Source organism: Streptomyces sp. NPDC094143 (assembly GCF_040303825.1).
Taxonomy (GTDB): Bacteria; Actinomycetota; Actinomycetes; order Streptomycetales; family Streptomycetaceae; genus Streptomyces.
On sequence record NZ_JBEOTZ010000011.1, the window covers coordinates 147209 to 165588 of the forward strand.

An 18380-nucleotide genomic window follows, 5' to 3' on the forward strand; every position below is an offset into this window, starting at 1 on the left:
GACCGTGGGTGGTGGGTCGGGGCCGCGCAAGGGGGTGTCCGTCCTCGCAACGGCGCGATGGAGTGTCGTACCGACTCACTGTCCGCTGACGCGCCAACCGCTGCGGGCGGACCCCCCCGACACGTTCCCTCGCGCCGTCCGGCGGGTGCGGGTGGTCCTTCGCGTGGCTGCGGGCTCGCGTGCCGCCTGGGCGGTCCTACGCCGGGTTGCTCATCGGCGGGGTCAAAGGAACCGACTCCAGGCCCAGTTCGCGGGTCAGGGCCTCCTCCGTCCACTGCTGGGCCCAGGCTCGGGGGATCGCGCCGGGGTAGGACGTCAGCCGGACGGCCAGGCCGTCGAGGAACGCGGTGAGGCGCAGGGCCGTGGCCTGCGGGTCCGGGCAGTGGAACTCGCCCGCCGCCACGCCCTCCGCGATGACCTCCGCGAGCGCGGCCTTCCACTGGCGGTCGAGGTTCTGCGTGACCTCCCGCAGCACCGGCTCGCGCGGGGCCGCCGCCCAGCCCTCGATCCACAGCCGCCAGCCCTTGGCCTGGCCGGTCGGGGCGTACCAGCGGACCGCCGACCGCAGCCGCCGCAGCGCCGACGTGCGGCGGCCCAGCAGCTTGCGCAGGTGCGCGAGGTCGGCCTCGGCCGCATGGCGGAACGCCGCCGCGACCAACTGCTCCTTGGACGAGAAGTGGTAGAGCACCAGCGCGTTGCTCACCCCGAGCGCCGAGGCCACGTCGGCGATCCTGACCGCGGCCACGCCCCGGGCCTCGATCTGCTCGACGGCGGCCCGCAGCAGTTCCCCGCGCCGCTCCGCCACGCTCAACCGGACTCTCGTCACGCCGTCACCCTACCCACGCGCTCGGTCTCGCCGACGTGCGGATCCGGCCTGCCTCAGCGGTAGCAGCCGTACCGCTGCGCGATCACCGGCAGCCGGTCGGTGGCGATCGCGTGGGCCGCCGCGCGCGGTGTCGTCCCGTCGGTCCCCGCGCGGGTGAGCATCAGCTCGACCAGGGCCCGCATCGAGCGGCGCGTGTACGCGAACGCCTCCTCGGCGTCGGCGCCGACCTCCCCGAACAGCGTCCACCACCACCAGGCGTTGGTCCCGGAGTTGACCACCACGTCCGGCAGCACGCTCACCCCGCGGCCGGCCAGCAGCAGCTCCGCCTCCGGCCGTACCGGCATGCTGGCCGCCTCGACGATCCAGCGGGCCGTGATGTGCCGCTGGTTCTCGGCGTCGACGGCGTACGACACCGCCGCCGGCACCAGCACCTCAGCGTCGGCCGACAGCCAGGCGTCACCGGGCAGCTCCACGTCGCCTGGCCGCAGCGCGGAGCGGTCCACCGTGCCGTGGGCGTCCCGCGCGGCGAGCAGTGCCCCGACGTCGAGTCCGGCCGGGTTGGCGATCGTGCCCTTGAGATCGGCGACCGCCACGATCCTGAGCCCCGCCCGCGACAGGAAGCGTGCGGTGGCACCGCCCATGGTGCCCAGCCCCTGGAGGGCGACCCGGGTCCCCCGGTGCGGCACACCGGCCCGGTCCAGCGCCGTGAGGGCCGCCTCGGCGACGCCGCAGCCGCCGGCCAGTTCGTCGAGCCCGATGCCGTCCACCTCGACGGCGAAGGCGTCCGCCAGCTGTCGGCGTGCCCCGGCCTCGTCGTCCAGCAGCGGATACACGGCCTGGATGGAGGAGACCAGCCCCGCCTCGGCGACGGCCCGGTCCACCGTGTCCTGGGAGAGCCCGAGGTCCTCGCCCGTCGTCCACATGCTCTCGACGTACGGCCGCATCGCGCGCAGGTAGCGCACCAGCAGCGGGTACGCCCCGGGGTCGCGCGGGTCGCAGTCGATGCCGCCCTTGGCGCCGCCGAGCGGGACGCAGCGGCTCGCCGGGTCGTAGTGCAGGGCCTCCTTCATTGTCATGCCGCGGGCCAGACCGGTGACCTCGTCCAGCGTGCAGCCGGGGCGCATCCGCAGTCCGCCGCTGGCGACGCCGCGCACCAGCCGGTCGACGACCAGGAAGCCCTGCCGGCCGGTGACGTGGTCGGTCCAGGTGAGGGACAGCAGGGGGCCGGCCGCCATGGGGGGATCTCCTTCGCAAGGTGTTCGGGGGGTTACTGAATCATCGGTCAGTATCGCGCCCGGAGGGACCCCTGCGCCCCGGTGGTGCCGGAGGGGCCGACCATAATGGAAAGCCTGACCGATTCCACCTGGAGGTACCGTGGCCGGTTTCCGTCCCCTGAGCGCCGGGCTCCGCACCCTGCGGCCCGCAGCGTTCGGCGCGGACCCGCGCGGTGAGCGCATGGCGCGCATCCGCAGATCGCCCCACTTCAAGGACGGGGTCTTCCAGAACCCCGGCGGCCCCGCGCGGACCCGGCCCTCGGGCTCGACCCTGGACTTCGCGAAGGTCTTCTTCGACAAGGACACCCGGCCCCGCCGCGCCCCGCGGGGCCCGGTGCCGGTGCACACCACCACCCTCGCCGACATCTCCCGGCCCCCTGCCACCGGCCTGCGGCTGACCTGGATGGGGCACTCCAGCGTGCTCGCGGAGATCGACGGCCGGCGCGTGCTGTTCGACCCGGTGTGGGGCGAACGCTGCTCCCCGTTCCCCTTCGCCGGTCCCAAGCGCCTGCACCCGGTGCCCCTGCCGCTGGCCGCACTCGGCCCGGTCGACGTCGTCGTCATCTCGCACGACCACTACGACCACCTGGACCTGCCCAGCATCAAGGCCCTGGCCGGCACGGACACGCTGTTCGCCGTGCCGCTCGGCGTCGGGGCGCACCTGGAGCACTGGGGCGTCCCCGCCGACCGGCTGCGCGAACTGGACTGGCACGAGTCGACCAAGGTCGCCGGCCTCACCCTCACCGCCACCCCGGCCCGGCACTTCTGCGGCCGGGGCCTGCGCAACACCCAGCACACCCTGTGGGCCTCCTGGGTGGTCGCCGGCGACGGGCACCGGGTCTACCACAGCGGGGACACCGGCTACTTCGGGGGCTTCAAGGAGATCGGGGCGGAGCACGGGCCGTTCGACGCCACGATGATCCAGATCGGCGCCTACTCCGACTTCTGGCCCGACATCCACATGACCCCGGAAGAGGGCATGCGCGCCCACCTCGACCTCCAGGGCGGGCCGGAAGGGGGCCCGATGCTGCCGATCCACTGGGCCACCTTCAATCTGGCCACGCACCCCTGGGCGGAACCGGGCGAGGGGACCCGCTCGGCCGCCGCCGCGGTGGGCGCCCGGATCGCCCTGCCCCGCCCGGGCGAGCCCTTCGAGCCCACGGCCGGGACCATCCCGTCCGAGCCGTGGTGGCGTGGGGTGGCGCGCACACCGGCGGGCGGCACCCCACGGGCCGGGCAGGCCGTCACCGACGCCGCGATCAGGACCGCGTCAGACGCGGCAGCCATGGCCCAGGCCGATACGCTGAGTGACGGCCGGAGGGGTGCGGCCAAGGGCACCGAAGGCTCCGAAGCGCTCCCGGCGGGCTGACCCGGGACGCGTGCGAGGCGACGGCGAGGGCCGGGGAGCGAGATGCTCCCCGGCCCTCGCTGTCTATGTATGACCAGTGCTGACCAGGTCCGATCGAACCCTTACCGTTCGCGACGAGTTCGGCGGCGAGGTTATCGGTCTGTCGTACGAGGCCTCATACCAGAGCGGGACGCTCACCGTATGAGTTTGTCAACTGCCCACCGCACATGATGCGCTGGCGACTACTGTCAGTGGCCGTCGGAAGCAGGGCGGATCAGGGAGCGGGGGCCGGCACGTGCAGGCGCAAGGTGGACGAGGGAGCCGACGCGAGGACGATCCCCGCTGCCCGCGCGCCACCGAGACCGGCCCGGGCGCCGCCCCGGCCCCCGGCCCTCGGCAGCCGGCCGAACCGGTCCGGGGAGCCGACGCGCGGCCACGGGGAGAGTCCGGGCGGACGACGCGAGGGGAATCCGGGTGGACGACGCGAGGGGAATCCGGGCGGACGACGCGTAGGGATTCCGGGCGGATGGACCGGGGCGCGCGGAAGCGGCCGCGGGAGCCCGGGCGCGCCTCCGCGAACTCCCCTGGCACCAAGGCCCGACGGACCAGTACGAGGACACCGATGTCTCACCTCCGCGCCCCGGCCGCACGAGCGGACCGCCGTGAGGGCGCGCGGCACGGGCGGCCCGCCGCCCGCACCGCCCCCGCGCTGCCCGAGACCCACATACGGCCCCAGCTGCTGCGTCTCGCCGTCCTGCCGCCGGTCGCCGTCGCCCTGAGCGGCTGTGCCGCCGTCCTCTTCACGGTCCGGTCCACCGGAGCGCGGCCGGGACCGACCCTGTGGGCCGTGCTCGGCGGAGCCGTCTTCGTGACCCTGGTGGGCATCGCCGTCGCCGCGGTGGCCGCGGACCGCGCCGCCCGCTCCGTGCACGACCGCATCGGCGTGCTGCGCCGCGCCACCGCACGCCGCGAGGCCGATCTGCGCACCCTGGTCGAGACGCTGCGCCGGGGCGACGGGCCCCCGCAGCACACCCCGCACAGCCGGCGCGCCGGCACCGACGAGGACGCCGACGACCTCGATCTCCTCGCGGGCGACCTGGCCCGGGCGCACGACGGTGCCGTCACCGCCGTCGTCCAGGCCGCGCAGCTCTCCAGCCAGGCGGGCAGCGAACAGAAGCTCGAAGTGTTCGTCAACCTCGCGCGGCGCCTGCAGTCGCTGGTGCACCGCGAGATCTCCATCCTCGACGAGCTGGAGAACGAGATGGAGGACCCCGATCTGCTCAAGGGGCTCTTCCACGTCGACCACCTCGCCACGCGCATCCGCCGCCACGCCGAGAACCTCGCCGTGCTGGGAGGAGCCGTCTCCCGCCGCCAGTGGAGCAACCCGGTCTCCATGACCGAGGTGCTGCGCTCGGCCATCGCCGAGGTCGAGCAGTACTCGCGGGTCAAACTCGTCCCGCCGATCGACGGAACCCTGCGCGGTCACGCCGTCGCCGACGTCATCCACCTGCTGGCCGAACTCGCCGAGAACGCCACGGTGTTCTCCGCTCCGCACACCCAGGTGCTGCTCCGCGCCAACCTCGTCACCTCCGGGCTCGCCGTCGAGGTCGAGGACCGTGGGCTCGGCATGCCGCTGGAGGAGCAGACGCGGATGAACGCACTGCTCGCCGACCCCGACCAGGTGAACGTCGCGCGGCTCCTCGCGGACGGCCGCATCGGCCTGTACGTGGTATCGCAGCTGGCCCGGCGGCACGGCATCACCGTCCGTCTGCAGAGCAACATCTACGGCGGGGTGCAGGCGGTGCTCGTCGTGCCGCAGGCGCTGCTGGGGGCGGAGGCCGGGGCGTCTCCGGCCGGGGGCACGGGGCAGGACGGACGGGACGGGCGGGCATCGGCCGGTGCCGGTGCCGGTTTCGGAGGCGGAGCGGGGGAGGGCTCCCTGTGCGCGGGCGCGTCCGGCGCGCAGGCTCCGGCTCCGGGTGCGGGTGCGGGTGCGGGTGCGGGCGTGGTGCCCGGGTTCCCGCCCGCCCCCTCGTCGGTCATGGGGTTCGCTCCGGAGATCGGCGCCGGGTCCGGCACCGGGGCCGAGTCCGGGGCGCCGTCGGCGAGCAGGGCCGTGTCCGACGCGTGGCCCCCGGCTCCGAGCGGAATCCCCGCCGCACCGCGTGGCAGGCATCACGCGCCCGAACCGGGCCCGGAGGGCCGGGTCACCGGACGGCCCGCGCCGCTGCCGGTGCGCGGTGCCCATCGTGAGCGGCCCACCCCCGCCGAGGCCCGGCCCGGCATCAGCGACGACGACCGGCGCGTCCTCGCGGAGAACGTGACCGCGATGCCCACCCCTCGCAACGGCGCCGTGCGCGGCACCATGGGCAAGCCCCAACTGCCCCGCCGCCGCGCCCAGGAGCACATCGCGCCGCAGTTGCGCGACGGCCCGGTGCCGCGCCAGGACTCCGAGGTCCTCGTCGGCCACGACCCTGGTCTGATGGCGGCCTTCCAGCGCGGCATCAGCCTCGCCGAGGCCCAGCAGCACATGGAGGCCGAATCCAGGGAGACGGCACCCATGGAGCGAGGCCACATGGAGCGAGGCCACATGGGGCCGAGCCGTATGGAGCCGGGCCACGTGGAGTCGACGAGCACGGCGACCGCACCCGCGGAGCCCTCGCGTACGGCGTCGTCCGAGCCCGTGGATTCCCCCCACATGGATTCTCCCCACGTGGACTCCCCCCACATGGATTCCGCGCACGCGGCGCCTCCGCACGCGGCGCCTCCGCACGCGGCGCCTCCGCACGCGGCGCCTCCGCACGCGGCGCCTCCGCACGCGGCGCCTCCGCACGCGGCGCCCCCGCACACGGAGCCAACGCACACGGCGTCCCCGCACACGACGCTCCCGCACACGGAGCCAACGCACACGGAGCCAACGCACACGGCGTCCCCCCACGTGGAGCCGACCCACATGGAGCCGACCCACGTGGACCCGGCGCACGCAGAGGCCGTCCCCAGGGACCCGATCCCTCTGCGGCCGTCCCACCGGGGCTCGTACCCGACCGGGCTGACGTCCTCGACCACCCCGGCCGACCGGGACGTGTCCCGCCCCGACCGCACCACCACCCGGCACGACGGGAGCGCACCCGCCGGATGACCACCCCCGTTACCACCCCCACCCCCAGCGCTCCCGCAGACCTTCGTACCCCAAGGAGTCGATCCACCATGGCGAGCGATGCGCCGACCGCCCACGTATCCGATCTCGACTGGCTGATGAGCGGCCTCGTGCAGCGCGTACCGCACACGAGTGCCGCGGTGCTGCTGTCCTGCGACGGGCTCGTGAAATCCGTGCACGGCCTGGACCCGGACAGCGCCGACCACATGGCCGCCCTGGCCTCCGGCCTGTACTCCCTCGGCCGCAGCGCCGGAGTCCGCTTCGGCGACGGCGGCGACGTGCGGCAGGTCGTCGTCGAGCTCGCCTCGACCCTGTTGTTCGTCACCACAGCCGGTTCCGGCACCTGTCTGGCCGTGCTCGCCGGCCGCGAGGCCGACGCGGCCGTGCTCGGCTACGAGATGGCGATGCTGGTCAAGAGCGTCCGGCCGTACCTGGTGACCGCTCCCCGCCAGCAGTCCGTCGAATCCCCGGCGATGAGGGCTTGAGCGTGACGGCGGCCGGCGACGGGCCCTGGCTCGACGAAGCGGCCGGGCGGCTGGTGCGGCCGTTCACGGTCAGCAACGGCCGCACCCGTCCCACCGTCGCGCTCGACCTCATGTCGCAGGTGATGGCCACCGGGGCGACCCCCCTCGGCTATCTCGGCCCCGAACACGCGCAGGCGCTCGAACGGTGCCGCGTGCCCGTCGCGGTCGCCGAGGTCGCCGCCCATCTCAAACTGCCGGTGGCCGTCACCAAGGTGCTGCTGGCGGACCTCGTCGACTGCCGGGCGTTGACGACCAAGCCCCCCGCGTTCCACCACAACCCGACGGACCGGGCTCTTCTGGAGGCAGTGCTCGATGGACTACGACGACAGCTCTGACTACGCCGACCGCGCCGACCGTGGCGCCGATCCCTTCCCGACCGCGCTGAAGATCCTGGTGGCGGGCGGGTTCGGGGTGGGCAAGACGACCTTCGTCGGCGCGGTCAGCGAGATCGCACCGCTCAGCACGGAGGAGCTGCTCACCACCGTCAGCGCCGCGACCGACAACCTCGACGGCATCGAGAACAAGGTCGAGACGACCGTGGCCATGGACTTCGGCCGCATCACGCTCGACGCGGAACACGTGCTGTACCTGTTCGGGACCCCCGGCCAGGAACGGTTCTGGTTCATGTGGGACGAGTTGTGCGAGGGCGCGCTCGGGGCGGTCATCCTCGCCGACACGCGCCGCCTGCAGGAGTGTTTCGCGGCCGTGGACTTCTTCGAGCAGCGCGGCCTCGAGTTCATCGTCGCCGTCAACGAGTTCGACGGCTCCTACCGCTACGACCCCGAGGAGGTGCGCGGTGCCCTCGACCTGTCCGACGACGTCCCCGTGGTGTGCTGCGACGCGCGGATCTCCAGCTCCGGGGTCCAGACCCTGCTGACCCTGGTGCGCCACCTGATCGCCCACACGCCGGCCACCCCGACGGGGTACGGCGCCCACATGTGACATCCCAACACCCGTCAGGGAGAACCTGTATGACACATGCCCACACTCCGGGAGCACGCCCATGAGCTACGACCCGCCGCGCCCGGCCGGTCGTCTGCTGCTCACACCCGAGGACAAGGAGGCCCCCGCACGCGCCCGCCGACTGCGCGGGATGGGCCTGGGGGAGCGCCCCGAACCCGCCCTCGACGCCTTCGCCCAGCGTCTCGCCCAGCTGACCGGGGCGCCGTACGCCATGGTCAACTTCCCCGGCGAGCACGGACAGTTCTACGCCGGCCTGTGCGTGCCGGCCGTGGCGCCGGTGGTGCGCAGCGACGGCACCGGTGCGTGCCTCGGCCGTGCCCTGCCCCGCGACCACGGCTTCTGCCCCCATGTGGTGGCGCGCCGCAAGGCCCTGGTCCTGGAGGACGTCGCCGACTACCCCCGGTTCGCGGGCAACCCGGTGGTCGACGAGTTCGGCATCCGCTCCTACCTCGGGGCACCGCTCATCGACGGCACGGGCCTGGTGCTCGGCACGGTGAGCGTCGCCGACGTCGGGCCGCGGCCGTGGGGGAAGACGGGCCTGACGGTCATCAAGGAACACGCCGCCGAGCTGGTCATGCACCTGGAGAGCGGGGGCGGCCTGCTGCCCTGGTGAGTCGCACCCGGCTCGGAACACCGCGGCTCCGGCCGCTCCCGCCGAGGCGTGAAGGAAAGCTGAGGCGGCGCTTAAGAAAACCTCGATGGACCGGTGCGCCGTCGTACGGCAGATTGCTGTGCGATTCCACTCCTCTCCCGGCCCAGGGGCTCGTTCGGCATGCCCGGAGCCGGGACTCACCCCCAGGAGCCGTAGCGGTGAAGGCGCTGGTCAAGCAGAAGGCGGAGCCCGGCCTGTGGCTCGCGGACGTCCCCGAGCCGGTGATCGGTCCCGGTGACGTCCTGATCAAGGTGCTGCGCACCGGAATCTGCGGCACGGACCTGCACATCAGGGCCTGGGACGGCTGGGCCCGGCAGGCGATCAGCACCCCGCTCGTGGTCGGGCACGAGTTCGTCGGCGAGGTCGTCGAGACCGGGCGCGACGTCACCGACGTCTGCGTCGGCGACCGGGTCAGCGGCGAGGGCCACCTGGTGTGCGGCAAGTGCCGCAACTGCCAGGCGGGCCGCCGGCACCTGTGCCGGGCCACCGTCGGGCTGGGCGTGGGCCGCGACGGCGCGTTCGCGGAGTACGTGGCGCTGCCCGCCGGCAACGTCTGGGTGCACCGGGTGCCCGTCGACCTCGACGTCGCCGCGATCTTCGACCCGTTCGGCAACGCCGTGCACACCGCGCTGTCCTTCCCGCTCGTCGGCGAGGACGTCCTGATCACCGGCGCCGGCCCCATCGGCCTGATGGCCGCGGCCGTGGCCAAGCACGCCGGTGCCCGCAATGTCGTGATCACCGACGTCAGCGAGGAGCGGCTGGAGCTGGCCCGCAAGATCGGCGTCAGCCTCGCGCTCAACGTCGCCGAGGCAGGTATCGCCGACGGGCAGCGCACGCTCGGACTGCGCGAGGGCTTCGACATCGGCCTGGAGATGTCCGGCCGCCCCGAGGCGATGCGCGACATGATCGCCAACATGACGCACGGCGGCCGCATCGCCATGCTCGGCCTGCCCGCTCAGGAGTTCCCCGTCGACTGGGCGCGGATCGTCACCTCGATGATCACCATCAAGGGCATCTACGGCCGCGAGATGTTCGAGACCTGGTACGCCATGTCGGTCCTGCTGGAGGGTGGCCTGGACCTCGCCCCGGTGATCACCGGCCGCTACGGCCACCGCGACTTCGAGGCGGCCTTCGAGGACGCGGCGAGCGGCCGCGGCGGCAAGGTCATCCTCGACTGGACCGCGTAGCACGCCACACGAGCGCCCGCCCCCCTCCCGCGAGCACCTTTAGGAGAGCTTCCCCATGTTCGACTCCGTGCGCGACGACCTGCGCGCCACCCTCGACGAGATCCGCGCCGCCGGACTGCACAAGCCCGAGCGCGTCATCGGCACCCCGCAGTCCGCCACCGTGAACGTCACCGCGGGCGGTCGCCCCGGCGAGGTCCTCAACTTCTGCGCCAACAACTACCTCGGCCTCGCCGACCACCCCGAGGTGATCGCCGCCGCCCACCAGGCCCTGGACCGCTGGGGCTACGGCATGGCCTCCGTGCGCTTCATCTGCGGCACCCAGGAGGTGCACAAGGAACTGGAGGCGCGGCTGTCGGCGTTCCTCGGCCAGGAGGACACGATCCTTTACTCCTCCTGTTTCGACGCCAACGGCGGCGTCTTCGAGACGCTGCTCGGCCCCGAGGACGCGGTGATCTCGGACGCCCTGAACCACGCCTCCATCATCGACGGCATCCGCCTCAGCAAGGCCAGGCGCCTGCGCTACGCCAACCGCGACATGGCCGACCTGGAGGCCCAGCTCAAGGCCGCCGGAGACGCCCGGCGCAAGCTGATCGTCACCGACGGCGTCTTCTCCATGGACGGCTATGTGGCCCCGCTGCGCGAGATCTGCGACCTCGCCGACCGCCACGACGCGATGGTCATGGTCGACGACTCGCACGCCGTCGGCTTCGTGGGCCCCGGCGGCCGCGGCACGCCCGAGCTGCACGGCGTCATGGACCGCGTCGACATCATCACCGGCACCCTCGGCAAGGCCCTCGGCGGAGCCTCCGGCGGCTACGTCGCCGCCCGCGCCGAGATCGTCGCCCTGCTGCGCCAGCGCTCCCGGCCGTACCTGTTCTCGAACACGCTGGCCCCGGTGATCGCGGCGGCCTCCCTGAAGGTCCTCGACCTGCTGGAGTCGGCGGACGACCTGCGCGTCCGGCTGGCCGAGAACACGGCCCTGTTCCGCGGCCGGATGACCGAGGAGGGCTTCGACGTCCTGCCCGGCGACCACGCCATCGCCCCGGTCATGATCGGCGACGCGGCGAAGGCCGGCCGCATGGCCGAACTGCTGCTGGAGCGCGGCGTGTACGTGATCGGGTTCTCCTACCCCGTCGTGCCGCAGGGCCAGGCCCGCATCCGCGTCCAGCTGTCCGCCGCGCACTCCACGGACGACGTGCACCGCGCCGTGGACGCCTTCGTCGCGGCCCGGGCGGAGCTGGACGGCTGAAAACCGCCGGTGACCTGAGAGAATCGGTCGCATGATCGAGGCGCGGCGGCTCCACATCCTCCGTGCGGTGGCCGACCACCGCACCGTGACGGCGGCTGCCGCCGCGCTGTACCTCACCCCGTCGGCCGTCTCCCAGCAGCTCGCGGCGCTGGAGCAGGAGACCGGCCACCGGCTCGTCGAGCGCGGCGCCAAGGGCGTGCGCCTGACCCCGGCGGGCGAGATCCTGCTCAATCACACCAACGCGGTCCTCGCCCAGCTGGAGCGGGCCGAGGCGGAGCTGGCCGCGTACAGCTCGGGCGCGGCCGGCACGGTCACGGTGGCCTCCTTCGCCACCGGGATCGCCCTGGTCGTGGCGCCCGCGCTGGCCCGCCTCGCCGAGTCGGCACCCGGCATCCGCATCCGCGTCCAGGACGCCGAGGGCGACGCCAGCCTGCCGATGGTCCTGGACCGGCAGGTCGACGTCGCCGTCGCCGTCGAGTACCGGGGCGCCCCGCCCGCCGACGACCCGCGGCTGACCCACGTACCGCTGTACGCCGAGCCCTTCGACGCGGTCGTGCCCGTCACCCACCGGCTGGCCGACGCGGCCGAGGTGCCCCTCGCCGAACTGGCCAAGGACACCTGGATCGGCCCGTACCCCGGCAACCCCTGCCATGACGTGGTGGTCCTGGCCTGCGAGAGCGCCGGATTCCAGCCGCGCATGGAGCATTCCTCGGACGACTTCCGCGCGGTAGTGGCGCTGGCCTCGGCCGACGCCGGTGTGGCGCTGGTGCCGCGCTCGGCGCTGCGCGGCATGGATCTCGCCGGTGTGGTCGTCCGCCCGGTCGACGGGACGGCGCCCACCCGCCGGGTCTTCGCCGCCGTGCGCCGGGGAGCCGAGGGGCATCCCCTGATCCGCCCGGTGCTGGACGCGCTCGACGCCGCGGCCCGGGTGTGAGGACTCCGTAACCGGGCCGTCTCATTTCCGGGATAGCGTCCCGGATATGAGAAGCGATGAGGTGGACGCCGTCGACACCCGGCTGGGTACCCGCCTGGCCGAGCTGCGGGCCGAACACGGCTGGTCCCTGGGGGAGTTGGCCGAGCGCAGCGGAGTGAGCAGATCCACCCTGTCCCGGGCCGAACGCGCGGAGACCAGTCCCACGGCCTCCGTGCTGAACCGCCTCTGCGCGGTCTACGGCCGCACCATGTCCCAGCTGCTCAGCGAGGTCGAGGCCGCGCCGGATCCCGTCGTGCGCGCCGACGCCCAGCGCGTGTGGCAGGACCGTGCCTCCGGCTTCGTCCGCCGGTCGGTCTCCCCGCCGCACCCCGCGCTGCGCGGCGAACTCGTCGAGGGACGCCTGGACGCCGGCGCCGACATCGCCTACGACCGCCCGCCCGTGGCCGGCCTGGAGCAGCACATCTGGGTGCTGGAGGGCGCCCTGGAAGTGACCGCGCAGGACACCGTGCACCACCTCGGCAGCGGCGACTGCCTGCGCATGCGGGTGTGGGGGCCGACGCGCTTCCGGTGCGCCGTTGCCGAGGGTGTCCGGTACCTGCTGGCGGTGGTGCGGCCGTGATCCGCCTGGACGCGACGCGACTGCGCGGCCACGCCGGGGCGTTGGCCGACCTGCTGACCGGCACCGTGCACGCGGGAGCCTCGGTCGGCTTCCTCGCCCCGCTCGGCCGTGCCGAGGCCCTCGCCTGGTGGGAGGGACGGGCCGCCGACGTGGCCGCCGGCCGGCTCGCCGTGTGGGCCGTGCCCGACGGCGACCGGGTGCTGGGCACCGTGAGCCTCGCGTTCCCCGCCAAGGCCAACAGCCGTCACCGCGCCGAGCTCGTCAAGCTCATGGTGCACCCGGACGCCCGCGGGCGCGGTCTCGGCCGCCGGCTCCTGGCCACCGCGGAGGACGCCGCCGCGGCGGCCGGCATCACCCTGCTGCACCTCGACACCGAGACGGACAGCCCCGCCGAGCGGCTGTACCGGTCCGCCGGCTGGACACCCGTCGGCGCGATCCCCGACTACGCGGCGCGCCCCGACGGGGTGCTGCGCCCGACGACCCTCTACTACAAGCGCCTGCCGGCGACCGCTCCCACCAGGTGAATGTCAGTGCCGGGCGCTACGGTTCCTGCCATGCCGGACGCCGAAGACGTACGCCGTATCGCCCTGTCCCTGCCGGACACGACGGAGAAGATCGCCTGGAGCATGCCCACGTTCCGGGTCGCGGGGAAGATGTTCGCCACGCTGCCGGAGGACGAGACCTCCCTCGCCGTGCGCTGCCCCAAGGAGGAGCGGGACGAGCTGGTGCTCGCCGAGCCGGGCAAGTTCTGGATCGCCGACCACGAGGCGCAGTTCGCCTGGGTCCGCGCCCGGCTCGACGCGCTGGAGGACGAGGCCGAGCTGCGGGACATCCTGGCCGACTCCTGGCGCCAGGCGGCCCCGGCCCGGCTGCTGGAGGCCCATCCCCGGCTCGGACTCCCGGCACACTGACGCCCCCGGGGGCTCACGCGGGCGTCGCCGCCTTGAGGAAGCCCTCGATCCGCTCCCGCAGCGAGCGGGCGTCGAGGCCGTGGGCGGCGACGTGCTCCCCCACCTGCCCGTAGCGGCGCAGTTCCCGGCGTCCCACGCCCAGTCCCAGGATCCGGTGCGGCACCTCCGCCAGGGCGTCGTTCGCCGCGGTCGTCGACGTGCCCGCCAGGTAGGGCTCGACCAGGACGACGTCCGTCCCGGCTGCCTCGGTGGCCCGGCGCAGGGCGGCCCCGTCGAAAGGACGGACGGTGGTGGCGTAGAGGACGGTGACGTCCAGGCCCTCGGTGGCGGCGAGCGTGGCGTCGAGCATCGGCCCGACGGCGACGACGACGCCGGAGCGCCCCTCGCGGACGGTCCTGAACCGCTGCCCGTCGACGGGCAGCCCCTGCCGGTTGGACTGCACGGAGAGCCGGACGTACACCTTGTCGTCGCCCGCGGCGACCGCGTGCCGCAGCAGTGTCTCGGCCTCGTCCGGGTGGCCCGGGACGTGGACGGTCCAGCCGTCCAGGGTGTCGAGCAGTGCCACGTCGCCGGGCGCCATGTGGGTGTAGCCGCCCGCCGGCCAGTCGAAGGAGGCGGCCGCGCTCACCAGCACCGCGCCCGCGTCCTGGTGCCCGAGGTCCAGCTTGACCTGCTCGAAGGGCCGCTCGACCAGGAAGCTGGCGAAGGTGTGCACGACGGGCCGCAGCCCGGTCAGCGCCAGCCCCGCCGCCGCCCCGACCAGGAGCTGCTCGCGGATGCCGACGTTGACGACCCGGTCGGGGTGCCGGCGGGCCGCCTCGGCGAAGCCGTCCGCGCCGATCTCGGCGAGGACCACCGCGACCCGGGGATCCTCGTCGAGCAGCCGGGAGACGACGGGGGCGAAACGGTCACGCATGGTGTCCATGGGGTGAGGGTTCCTTTCCGGTCGGTCGCAGATCAGGCGTGCTTCGGCTCGACTCGGGCCACCACCACGTGCGGGCGGCCCGGGTGCGGCGCGGTGAAGGCGGCGTACAGCGCCTCGTGGTCACGGCCGTCGACGGTCAGCGCGGACCAGCCGGCCACCTCGAAACGGGCGGCGATCCCGCCCGGCCGCGCGTGGCTCGCGGAGGAGTTGTCGACGACGACGGTGTGCAGCCGCTCCAGTCCGACGGGTCCCGCGAAGGCGATCGCCTCGTGGTTGCTGCCCTCGTCCAGCTCGGCGTCCCCGATCAGCGTCCACACCCGCGGCTCGTGGAGCCCCTGGGCGCGCAGCCCCAGCGCCGTGCCGACGGCGAGGGGCAGCCCGTGCCCCAGCGAACCGCTGCCGATCTCGGCCCCGGGGACGAGCGTGCGGTCGGGGTGGTGACCGAGCGGGGAGTCGTAGGAGCCGAAGCCGGGCAGCCACTCCACCGGCACGAAGCCCTTGGCGGCCAGGACGGCGTAGTACGCCATCGGCCCGTGCCCCTTCGACAGCAGGAACCGGTCACGCCCCGGGTCGGTCATCCGCTCCGGGCCGACCCGGAGCACCCGGTCGTAGAGCACCCAGAGCACGTCCAGCGTGGACGTCGCGGCCGGGCCGTGTTTCTCGTCGCCGGTCATCAGGCCCATGAGTTCCGGCAGGTCGGCGTAGGTGTACGTGCGGGTCGTGGTGGTCATGGAGACGAGCGTGCAACCTCAACCATTCTTGAGGTCAAGCGGTGGGGCCGGGAAACGGATGCGCGATCACCGGCACGAGTGCGGTATTGTTTCCCTGCGCGTTCGGCCGGGGGAAACCCCCAGGTCAGACGGGCAACGGGACGTGGCGCAGCTTGGTAGCGCACTTGACTGGGGGTCAAGGGGTCGCAGGTTCAAATCCTGTCGTCCCGACAGTACGGATACGACCAGCGGGTCTGCCGATATCGGCAGACCCGCTGTCTGTCTCCCGGACGGCCGCGCGCCGGCCGAGGTCGGGAGCCCGCGCGCCGGCCGCCGCCCGGGCCCTCCCGTCCGGCGCCCGTCAGATCACACAGCCCGCGTGCGCCAGCGCCTGCTTCAGCAGCACCCCGTGCCCGCCCGGCATCTCACTCTGCACCGCCGCCGAGACGGCCTCCTGCGGGCTGAACCACACCAGGTCGAGCGCGTCCTGGCGGGGCCGGCAGTCGCCCGTCACCGGCACGATGTAGGCGAGGGACACTGCGTGCTGGCGGGGGTCGTGGTACGGCGTGACGCCCTGCGTCGGGAAGTACTCCGCGACCGTGAACGGCTGGAGCGAGGCCGGGACCCGGGGCAGCGCGACCGGGCCGAGGTCCTTCTCCAGGTGGCGCAGCAGGGCGTCCCGGACACGTTCGTGGTGCAGTACGCGGCCGGATACCAGCGTCCGGCTGACCGTGCCGTCGGGCCCGATGCGCAGCAGCAGGCCGACACTGGTGACTTCGCCGCTGTCGTCGACGCGGACCGGGACGGCCTCGACGTACAGGATCGGCATGCGGGCGCGCGTCGACTCCAGTTCGTCGGAGGACAGCCAGCCGGGCGTGGTTTCGGTCATGTCAGACATCGCTTGATCATACTTTCAGCCGTTCGGACTTCCTGGGCAGCCGCTCCAGAAGAACTGTGACCGGCCACACGCCCGTTCAACCGTCCTCGCGCGAGCGGACTCGTCAGGGCTTCACGGCCACCGCGCCGTACTGGGGGACCAGGACCGCCGTGCCGGGCGCGGCGCGCCACTGGCCGCACGACACCATGCCGGGTTCGAGCAGTTCGAGACCGTCGAAGAACTCCGCGATGTCCGCGCCGCTGCGGGCGGTGATCGGGGGAGTGGCGTTCTCGTTCCAGAACTTCATCGCGGGGATCTGGCCCGCGCCGCCCAGCGCGTCGTCGAAGGTCGGGTGGGTGAGGACCAGGTAGCTGCCGGAGGGGACCGCGGCCATCACGCGGTGCGCGATGTCCCGGGCCTTGGCGGTGTCCAGGACGAAGTTGAGGATGCCCAGCATCATCACGGCGACCGGCTCGGTGAAGTCCAGGGTGCCCGCGGCCCGTTCCAGGATGGCGTCCGGGTCGTGCACGTCGGCGTCGATGTAGGCGGTGACGCCGTTCTGGGTGCCGGTCAGCAGCGTCCGGGCGTGCACCAGGACGATCGGGTCGTTGTCGACGTAGACGATGCGTGAGTCGGGCGCGATCCGCTGGGCGATCTCATGGGTGTTGTCCGCCGTCGGCAGACCCGTGCCGATGTCGAGGAACTGCCGCACTCCGCGCTCGCCGGCCAGGAAGGACACGGCACGGCCCAGGAAGTCCCGGTCCGCCCGGGCGATGTCCCGGATGATCGGGAACATACCGGCGACGTGCTCGCCGACCTGCTGGTCGACCTCGTAGTTGTCCTTGCCGCCGATCCAGTAGTTCCACACGCGCGCGTTGTGCGCCACACCGGTGTTCAGCCGCGCCGAGCCGCTCGGCGGGGTGTGGCTCTCACTCACGTCTCTTCCTCTCCTCGCCCGTACGGCCGCGACCGGCCGCCGCCGCCATTGTGCCGCTCCGTTGATCACGTTGTCCCGGGAATCGGCCGCCGAGTCTCGCCGCCTGCTCGACGGAGTCGTCCTCGCCGCCGTCGATGCCGCCCGCCGTGACGGTGATCGCGTCGTCGCCGACGCCTACGGCGGCGACGTCCAGGGTGAGCGTGGCGTCCGTGCCGCCCGCCGAGCCCTTCACGGAGACGCGCACGGCCTCGCGGGCGTCGGCCACGGCGGGCAGTGAGGTGTCGACCACCTGGACCGTGCGCTGCTCACCCCGCGGCCGGGTCGCCATTTCACCCCAGGGAGTCCTGTGGGTCGGTCCGGCCGTAGGAGGCCACCTGGTACAGCAGGCGCGACTCGCCCCGTTCGAAGCCGCGCAGGACGGACGCGAGCCGCCTCCGGTCCCCGACCGGTCCGGCGCGGCACGCCGGGCGGGCTCGGTGATCGACGGCGACCCGGGCGCGGCCGGCTCGCCACCGTGGCGGACGTGGTGGACGCGGTCGGCTTCCTGCTGTGCGGCGTCGGGTCGGTCGTGGCCGTCGAACCGACCATGGACGGCCAGTGGTTGCCGGGTGGGCCGGGGCCGGCACGGCGCGTGCCGGTCAGCCGGCGCGGCGCAGGGTGTCCTCGGCCACCTTCCTGTCCACCGCCGCGCGCACCAGCGCGGCGGCGAGCACGGCCGTGCCGGTGTTCCCGGCCAGCGCCGCGAGCCGCTCCGGATCCACCGGCAGGTTCAGCCGCTCGGCGCCCTGCAGGGCCTTGGCGTCGAGGCAGGGGGCCACCTCCGGCCAGACCTCCTGCGCCTCGCGCAGGAAGATGTCGGCACCGGCGGGCCCGATGCCCGGGAACTGCCGCAGCAGACGCCGCAGTTCGGACGGCTCGCCGTCCGCCTCCCGGCGCAGGCGCCGCAGATCGCCGCCCCACCGCTCGTTCAGCAGGGTGGCTGCGTCGCCGAGTTGGGTGGCCGTGCGTTCGTCGTAGCGCCGGTAGCCGCCGCGGCCGAGCGCGTCCACCCGGTCCTGCCGGGGCGACCCGGCCATGCGGCGCGGATCGCGCAGCCCCGCCTCGTGCAGGGCACGGGCGGTGGCCAGCGCGATGGAACCGCGGATGCGGGCACTGAGCAGGTGGGACAGCACCAGCAGCCGGTACAGGGGCTGCGGCGTGTCCTTCAGCCGGATGCCCGCCTCGTCCGCGAAGGTCCTGCCGTGCGCGTCGAGGAGCGCGTGCACGACGCGCTCCCGGCGGTCCACG

General features: G+C 73.6%; 20 protein-coding genes and 1 tRNA gene. 13 read left to right on the top strand and 8 right to left on the bottom strand.

Annotated elements, in window-relative coordinates:
* Positions 1-196: 196 nt before the first annotated feature.
* Positions 197-826: a TetR/AcrR family transcriptional regulator gene (locus tag ABTZ58_RS17025; RefSeq protein ID WP_351356491.1), complete on the bottom strand. Its 630-nt coding sequence runs from the start codon at positions 824-826 to the stop codon at positions 197-199.
* A 53-nt stretch (positions 827-879) separates the two neighbouring features.
* A complete protein-coding gene (locus tag ABTZ58_RS17030; protein WP_351356494.1) occupies positions 880-2061 on the bottom strand; it encodes a Glu/Leu/Phe/Val dehydrogenase dimerization domain-containing protein in 1182 nt (393 codons plus the stop codon).
* 139 nt (positions 2062-2200) lie between these two features.
* Here ABTZ58_RS17030 and ABTZ58_RS17035 point away from each other — a divergent pair, with 139 nt between their 5' ends.
* From ABTZ58_RS17035 to ABTZ58_RS17090, 12 genes are all read left to right on the top strand, one after another.
* A complete protein-coding gene (locus ABTZ58_RS17035; protein ID WP_351356497.1) occupies positions 2201-3469 on the top strand; it encodes an MBL fold metallo-hydrolase in 1269 nt (422 codons plus the stop codon).
* A 601-nt stretch (positions 3470-4070) separates the two neighbouring features.
* Positions 4071-6587 (top strand): sensor histidine kinase, encoded by a 2517-nt coding sequence (locus tag ABTZ58_RS17040; protein ID WP_351356500.1) that lies wholly within the window; start codon positions 4071-4073, stop codon positions 6585-6587.
* A gap of 68 nt (positions 6588-6655) precedes the next feature.
* Positions 6656-7090: a roadblock/LC7 domain-containing protein gene (locus ABTZ58_RS17045; protein ID WP_351356503.1), complete on the top strand. Its 435-nt coding sequence runs from the start codon at positions 6656-6658 to the stop codon at positions 7088-7090.
* A 2-nt stretch (positions 7091-7092) separates the two neighbouring features.
* On the top strand, positions 7093-7464 hold the full coding sequence (locus ABTZ58_RS17050; RefSeq protein WP_351356712.1) for a DUF742 domain-containing protein: 372 nt from the start codon (positions 7093-7095) through the stop codon (positions 7462-7464).
* Entirely contained in the window at positions 7442-8071 is a 630-nt protein-coding gene (locus tag ABTZ58_RS17055; RefSeq protein ID WP_351356506.1) for a GTP-binding protein, read from the top strand. The genes ABTZ58_RS17050 and ABTZ58_RS17055 overlap by 23 nt, the downstream gene beginning before the upstream one ends.
* 61 nt (positions 8072-8132) lie before the next feature.
* On the top strand, positions 8133-8705 hold the full coding sequence (locus tag ABTZ58_RS17060; RefSeq protein WP_351356509.1) for a GAF domain-containing protein: 573 nt from the start codon (positions 8133-8135) through the stop codon (positions 8703-8705).
* Between the two features lie 197 nt (positions 8706-8902).
* Positions 8903-9931: an L-threonine 3-dehydrogenase gene (tdh, locus tag ABTZ58_RS17065; protein WP_351356512.1), complete on the top strand. Its 1029-nt coding sequence runs from the start codon at positions 8903-8905 to the stop codon at positions 9929-9931.
* Positions 9932-9986: 55 nt separating this feature from the next.
* Positions 9987-11180, top strand: a complete 1194-nt coding sequence (locus tag ABTZ58_RS17070) for a glycine C-acetyltransferase (protein WP_351356515.1) — start codon at positions 9987-9989, stop codon at positions 11178-11180.
* Positions 11181-11211: 31 nt separating this feature from the next.
* Positions 11212-12114 (top strand): LysR family transcriptional regulator, encoded by a 903-nt coding sequence (locus ABTZ58_RS17075; RefSeq protein WP_351356518.1) that lies wholly within the window; start codon positions 11212-11214, stop codon positions 12112-12114.
* Between the two features lie 46 nt (positions 12115-12160).
* Positions 12161-12733: a helix-turn-helix domain-containing protein gene (locus ABTZ58_RS17080; RefSeq protein ID WP_351356521.1), complete on the top strand. Its 573-nt coding sequence runs from the start codon at positions 12161-12163 to the stop codon at positions 12731-12733.
* Positions 12730-13257, top strand: a complete 528-nt coding sequence (locus ABTZ58_RS17085; RefSeq protein ID WP_351356524.1) for a GNAT family N-acetyltransferase — start codon at positions 12730-12732, stop codon at positions 13255-13257. Before ABTZ58_RS17080 ends, ABTZ58_RS17085 begins: the two co-directional genes overlap by 4 nt.
* A 30-nt stretch (positions 13258-13287) precedes the next feature.
* Positions 13288-13644: an MmcQ/YjbR family DNA-binding protein gene (locus tag ABTZ58_RS17090; protein ID WP_351356527.1), complete on the top strand. Its 357-nt coding sequence runs from the start codon at positions 13288-13290 to the stop codon at positions 13642-13644.
* 13 nt (positions 13645-13657) lie between these two features.
* Here ABTZ58_RS17090 and ABTZ58_RS17095 read toward each other — a convergent pair whose 3' ends face one another.
* Both ABTZ58_RS17095 and ABTZ58_RS17100 read right to left on the bottom strand, forming a co-directional pair.
* Positions 13658-14569: a transketolase family protein gene (locus ABTZ58_RS17095; RefSeq protein WP_351356530.1), complete on the bottom strand. Its 912-nt coding sequence runs from the start codon at positions 14567-14569 to the stop codon at positions 13658-13660.
* A gap of 32 nt (positions 14570-14601) precedes the next feature.
* On the bottom strand, positions 14602-15300 hold the full coding sequence (locus tag ABTZ58_RS17100) for a thiamine pyrophosphate-binding protein (RefSeq protein WP_351356532.1): 699 nt from the start codon (positions 15298-15300) through the stop codon (positions 14602-14604).
* Positions 15301-15436: 136 nt separating this feature from the next.
* Between ABTZ58_RS17100 and ABTZ58_RS17105 the strand changes: the two genes are divergently transcribed.
* Positions 15437-15510 (top strand) — tRNA-Pro (locus ABTZ58_RS17105).
* 130 nt (positions 15511-15640) lie between these two features.
* Here the strand turns inward: ABTZ58_RS17105 and ABTZ58_RS17110 are convergent.
* The 4 genes from ABTZ58_RS17110 to ABTZ58_RS17125 all read right to left on the bottom strand — a co-directional run bounded on the left by ABTZ58_RS17110 (position 15641) and on the right by ABTZ58_RS17125 (position 18379).
* The gene (locus ABTZ58_RS17110) at positions 15641-16168 is read right to left on the bottom strand and encodes an NUDIX hydrolase family protein (protein ID WP_309093448.1); all 528 of its coding nucleotides are present in this window, start codon (positions 16166-16168) and stop codon (positions 15641-15643) included.
* A 112-nt stretch (positions 16169-16280) separates the two neighbouring features.
* Entirely contained in the window at positions 16281-17093 is an 813-nt protein-coding gene (locus tag ABTZ58_RS17115) for an SAM-dependent methyltransferase (RefSeq protein WP_351356534.1), read from the bottom strand.
* Positions 17086-17421 carry a hypothetical protein gene (locus ABTZ58_RS17120; RefSeq protein ID WP_351356537.1) on the bottom strand — a complete coding sequence of 112 codons (336 nt, stop codon included), beginning with the start codon at positions 17419-17421 and terminating at the stop codon, positions 17086-17088. The genes ABTZ58_RS17115 and ABTZ58_RS17120 overlap by 8 nt, the downstream gene beginning before the upstream one ends.
* Positions 17422-17731: 310 nt before the next feature.
* Positions 17732-18379 carry an endonuclease gene (locus ABTZ58_RS17125; RefSeq protein ID WP_351356540.1) on the bottom strand — a complete coding sequence of 216 codons (648 nt, stop codon included), beginning with the start codon at positions 18377-18379 and terminating at the stop codon, positions 17732-17734.
* Position 18380 lies beyond the last annotated feature (1 nt).

Coding starts and splice junctions, on each gene's coding strand:
- ABTZ58_RS17030 (WP_351356494.1), bottom strand. CDS start 2,061: ATGGCGGCCGGCCCCCTGCTGTCCCTCACCTGGACCGACCACGTCACC.
- ABTZ58_RS17040 (WP_351356500.1), top strand. CDS start 4,071: ATGTCTCACCTCCGCGCCCCGGCCGCACGAGCGGACCGCCGTGAGGGC.
- ABTZ58_RS17045 (WP_351356503.1), top strand. CDS start 6,656: ATGGCGAGCGATGCGCCGACCGCCCACGTATCCGATCTCGACTGGCTG.
- ABTZ58_RS17055 (WP_351356506.1), top strand. CDS start 7,442: ATGGACTACGACGACAGCTCTGACTACGCCGACCGCGCCGACCGTGGC.
- ABTZ58_RS17060 (WP_351356509.1), top strand. CDS start 8,133: ATGAGCTACGACCCGCCGCGCCCGGCCGGTCGTCTGCTGCTCACACCC.
- ABTZ58_RS17070 (WP_351356515.1), top strand. CDS start 9,987: ATGTTCGACTCCGTGCGCGACGACCTGCGCGCCACCCTCGACGAGATC.
- ABTZ58_RS17075 (WP_351356518.1), top strand. CDS start 11,212: ATGATCGAGGCGCGGCGGCTCCACATCCTCCGTGCGGTGGCCGACCAC.
- ABTZ58_RS17080 (WP_351356521.1), top strand. CDS start 12,161: ATGAGAAGCGATGAGGTGGACGCCGTCGACACCCGGCTGGGTACCCGC.
- ABTZ58_RS17090 (WP_351356527.1), top strand. CDS start 13,288: ATGCCGGACGCCGAAGACGTACGCCGTATCGCCCTGTCCCTGCCGGAC.
- ABTZ58_RS17095 (WP_351356530.1), bottom strand. CDS start 14,569: ATGGACACCATGCGTGACCGTTTCGCCCCCGTCGTCTCCCGGCTGCTC.
- ABTZ58_RS17100 (WP_351356532.1), bottom strand. CDS start 15,300: ATGACCACCACGACCCGCACGTACACCTACGCCGACCTGCCGGAACTC.
- ABTZ58_RS17110 (WP_309093448.1), bottom strand. CDS start 16,168: ATGACCGAAACCACGCCCGGCTGGCTGTCCTCCGACGAACTGGAGTCG.
- ABTZ58_RS17120 (WP_351356537.1), bottom strand. CDS start 17,421: ATGGCGACCCGGCCGCGGGGTGAGCAGCGCACGGTCCAGGTGGTCGAC.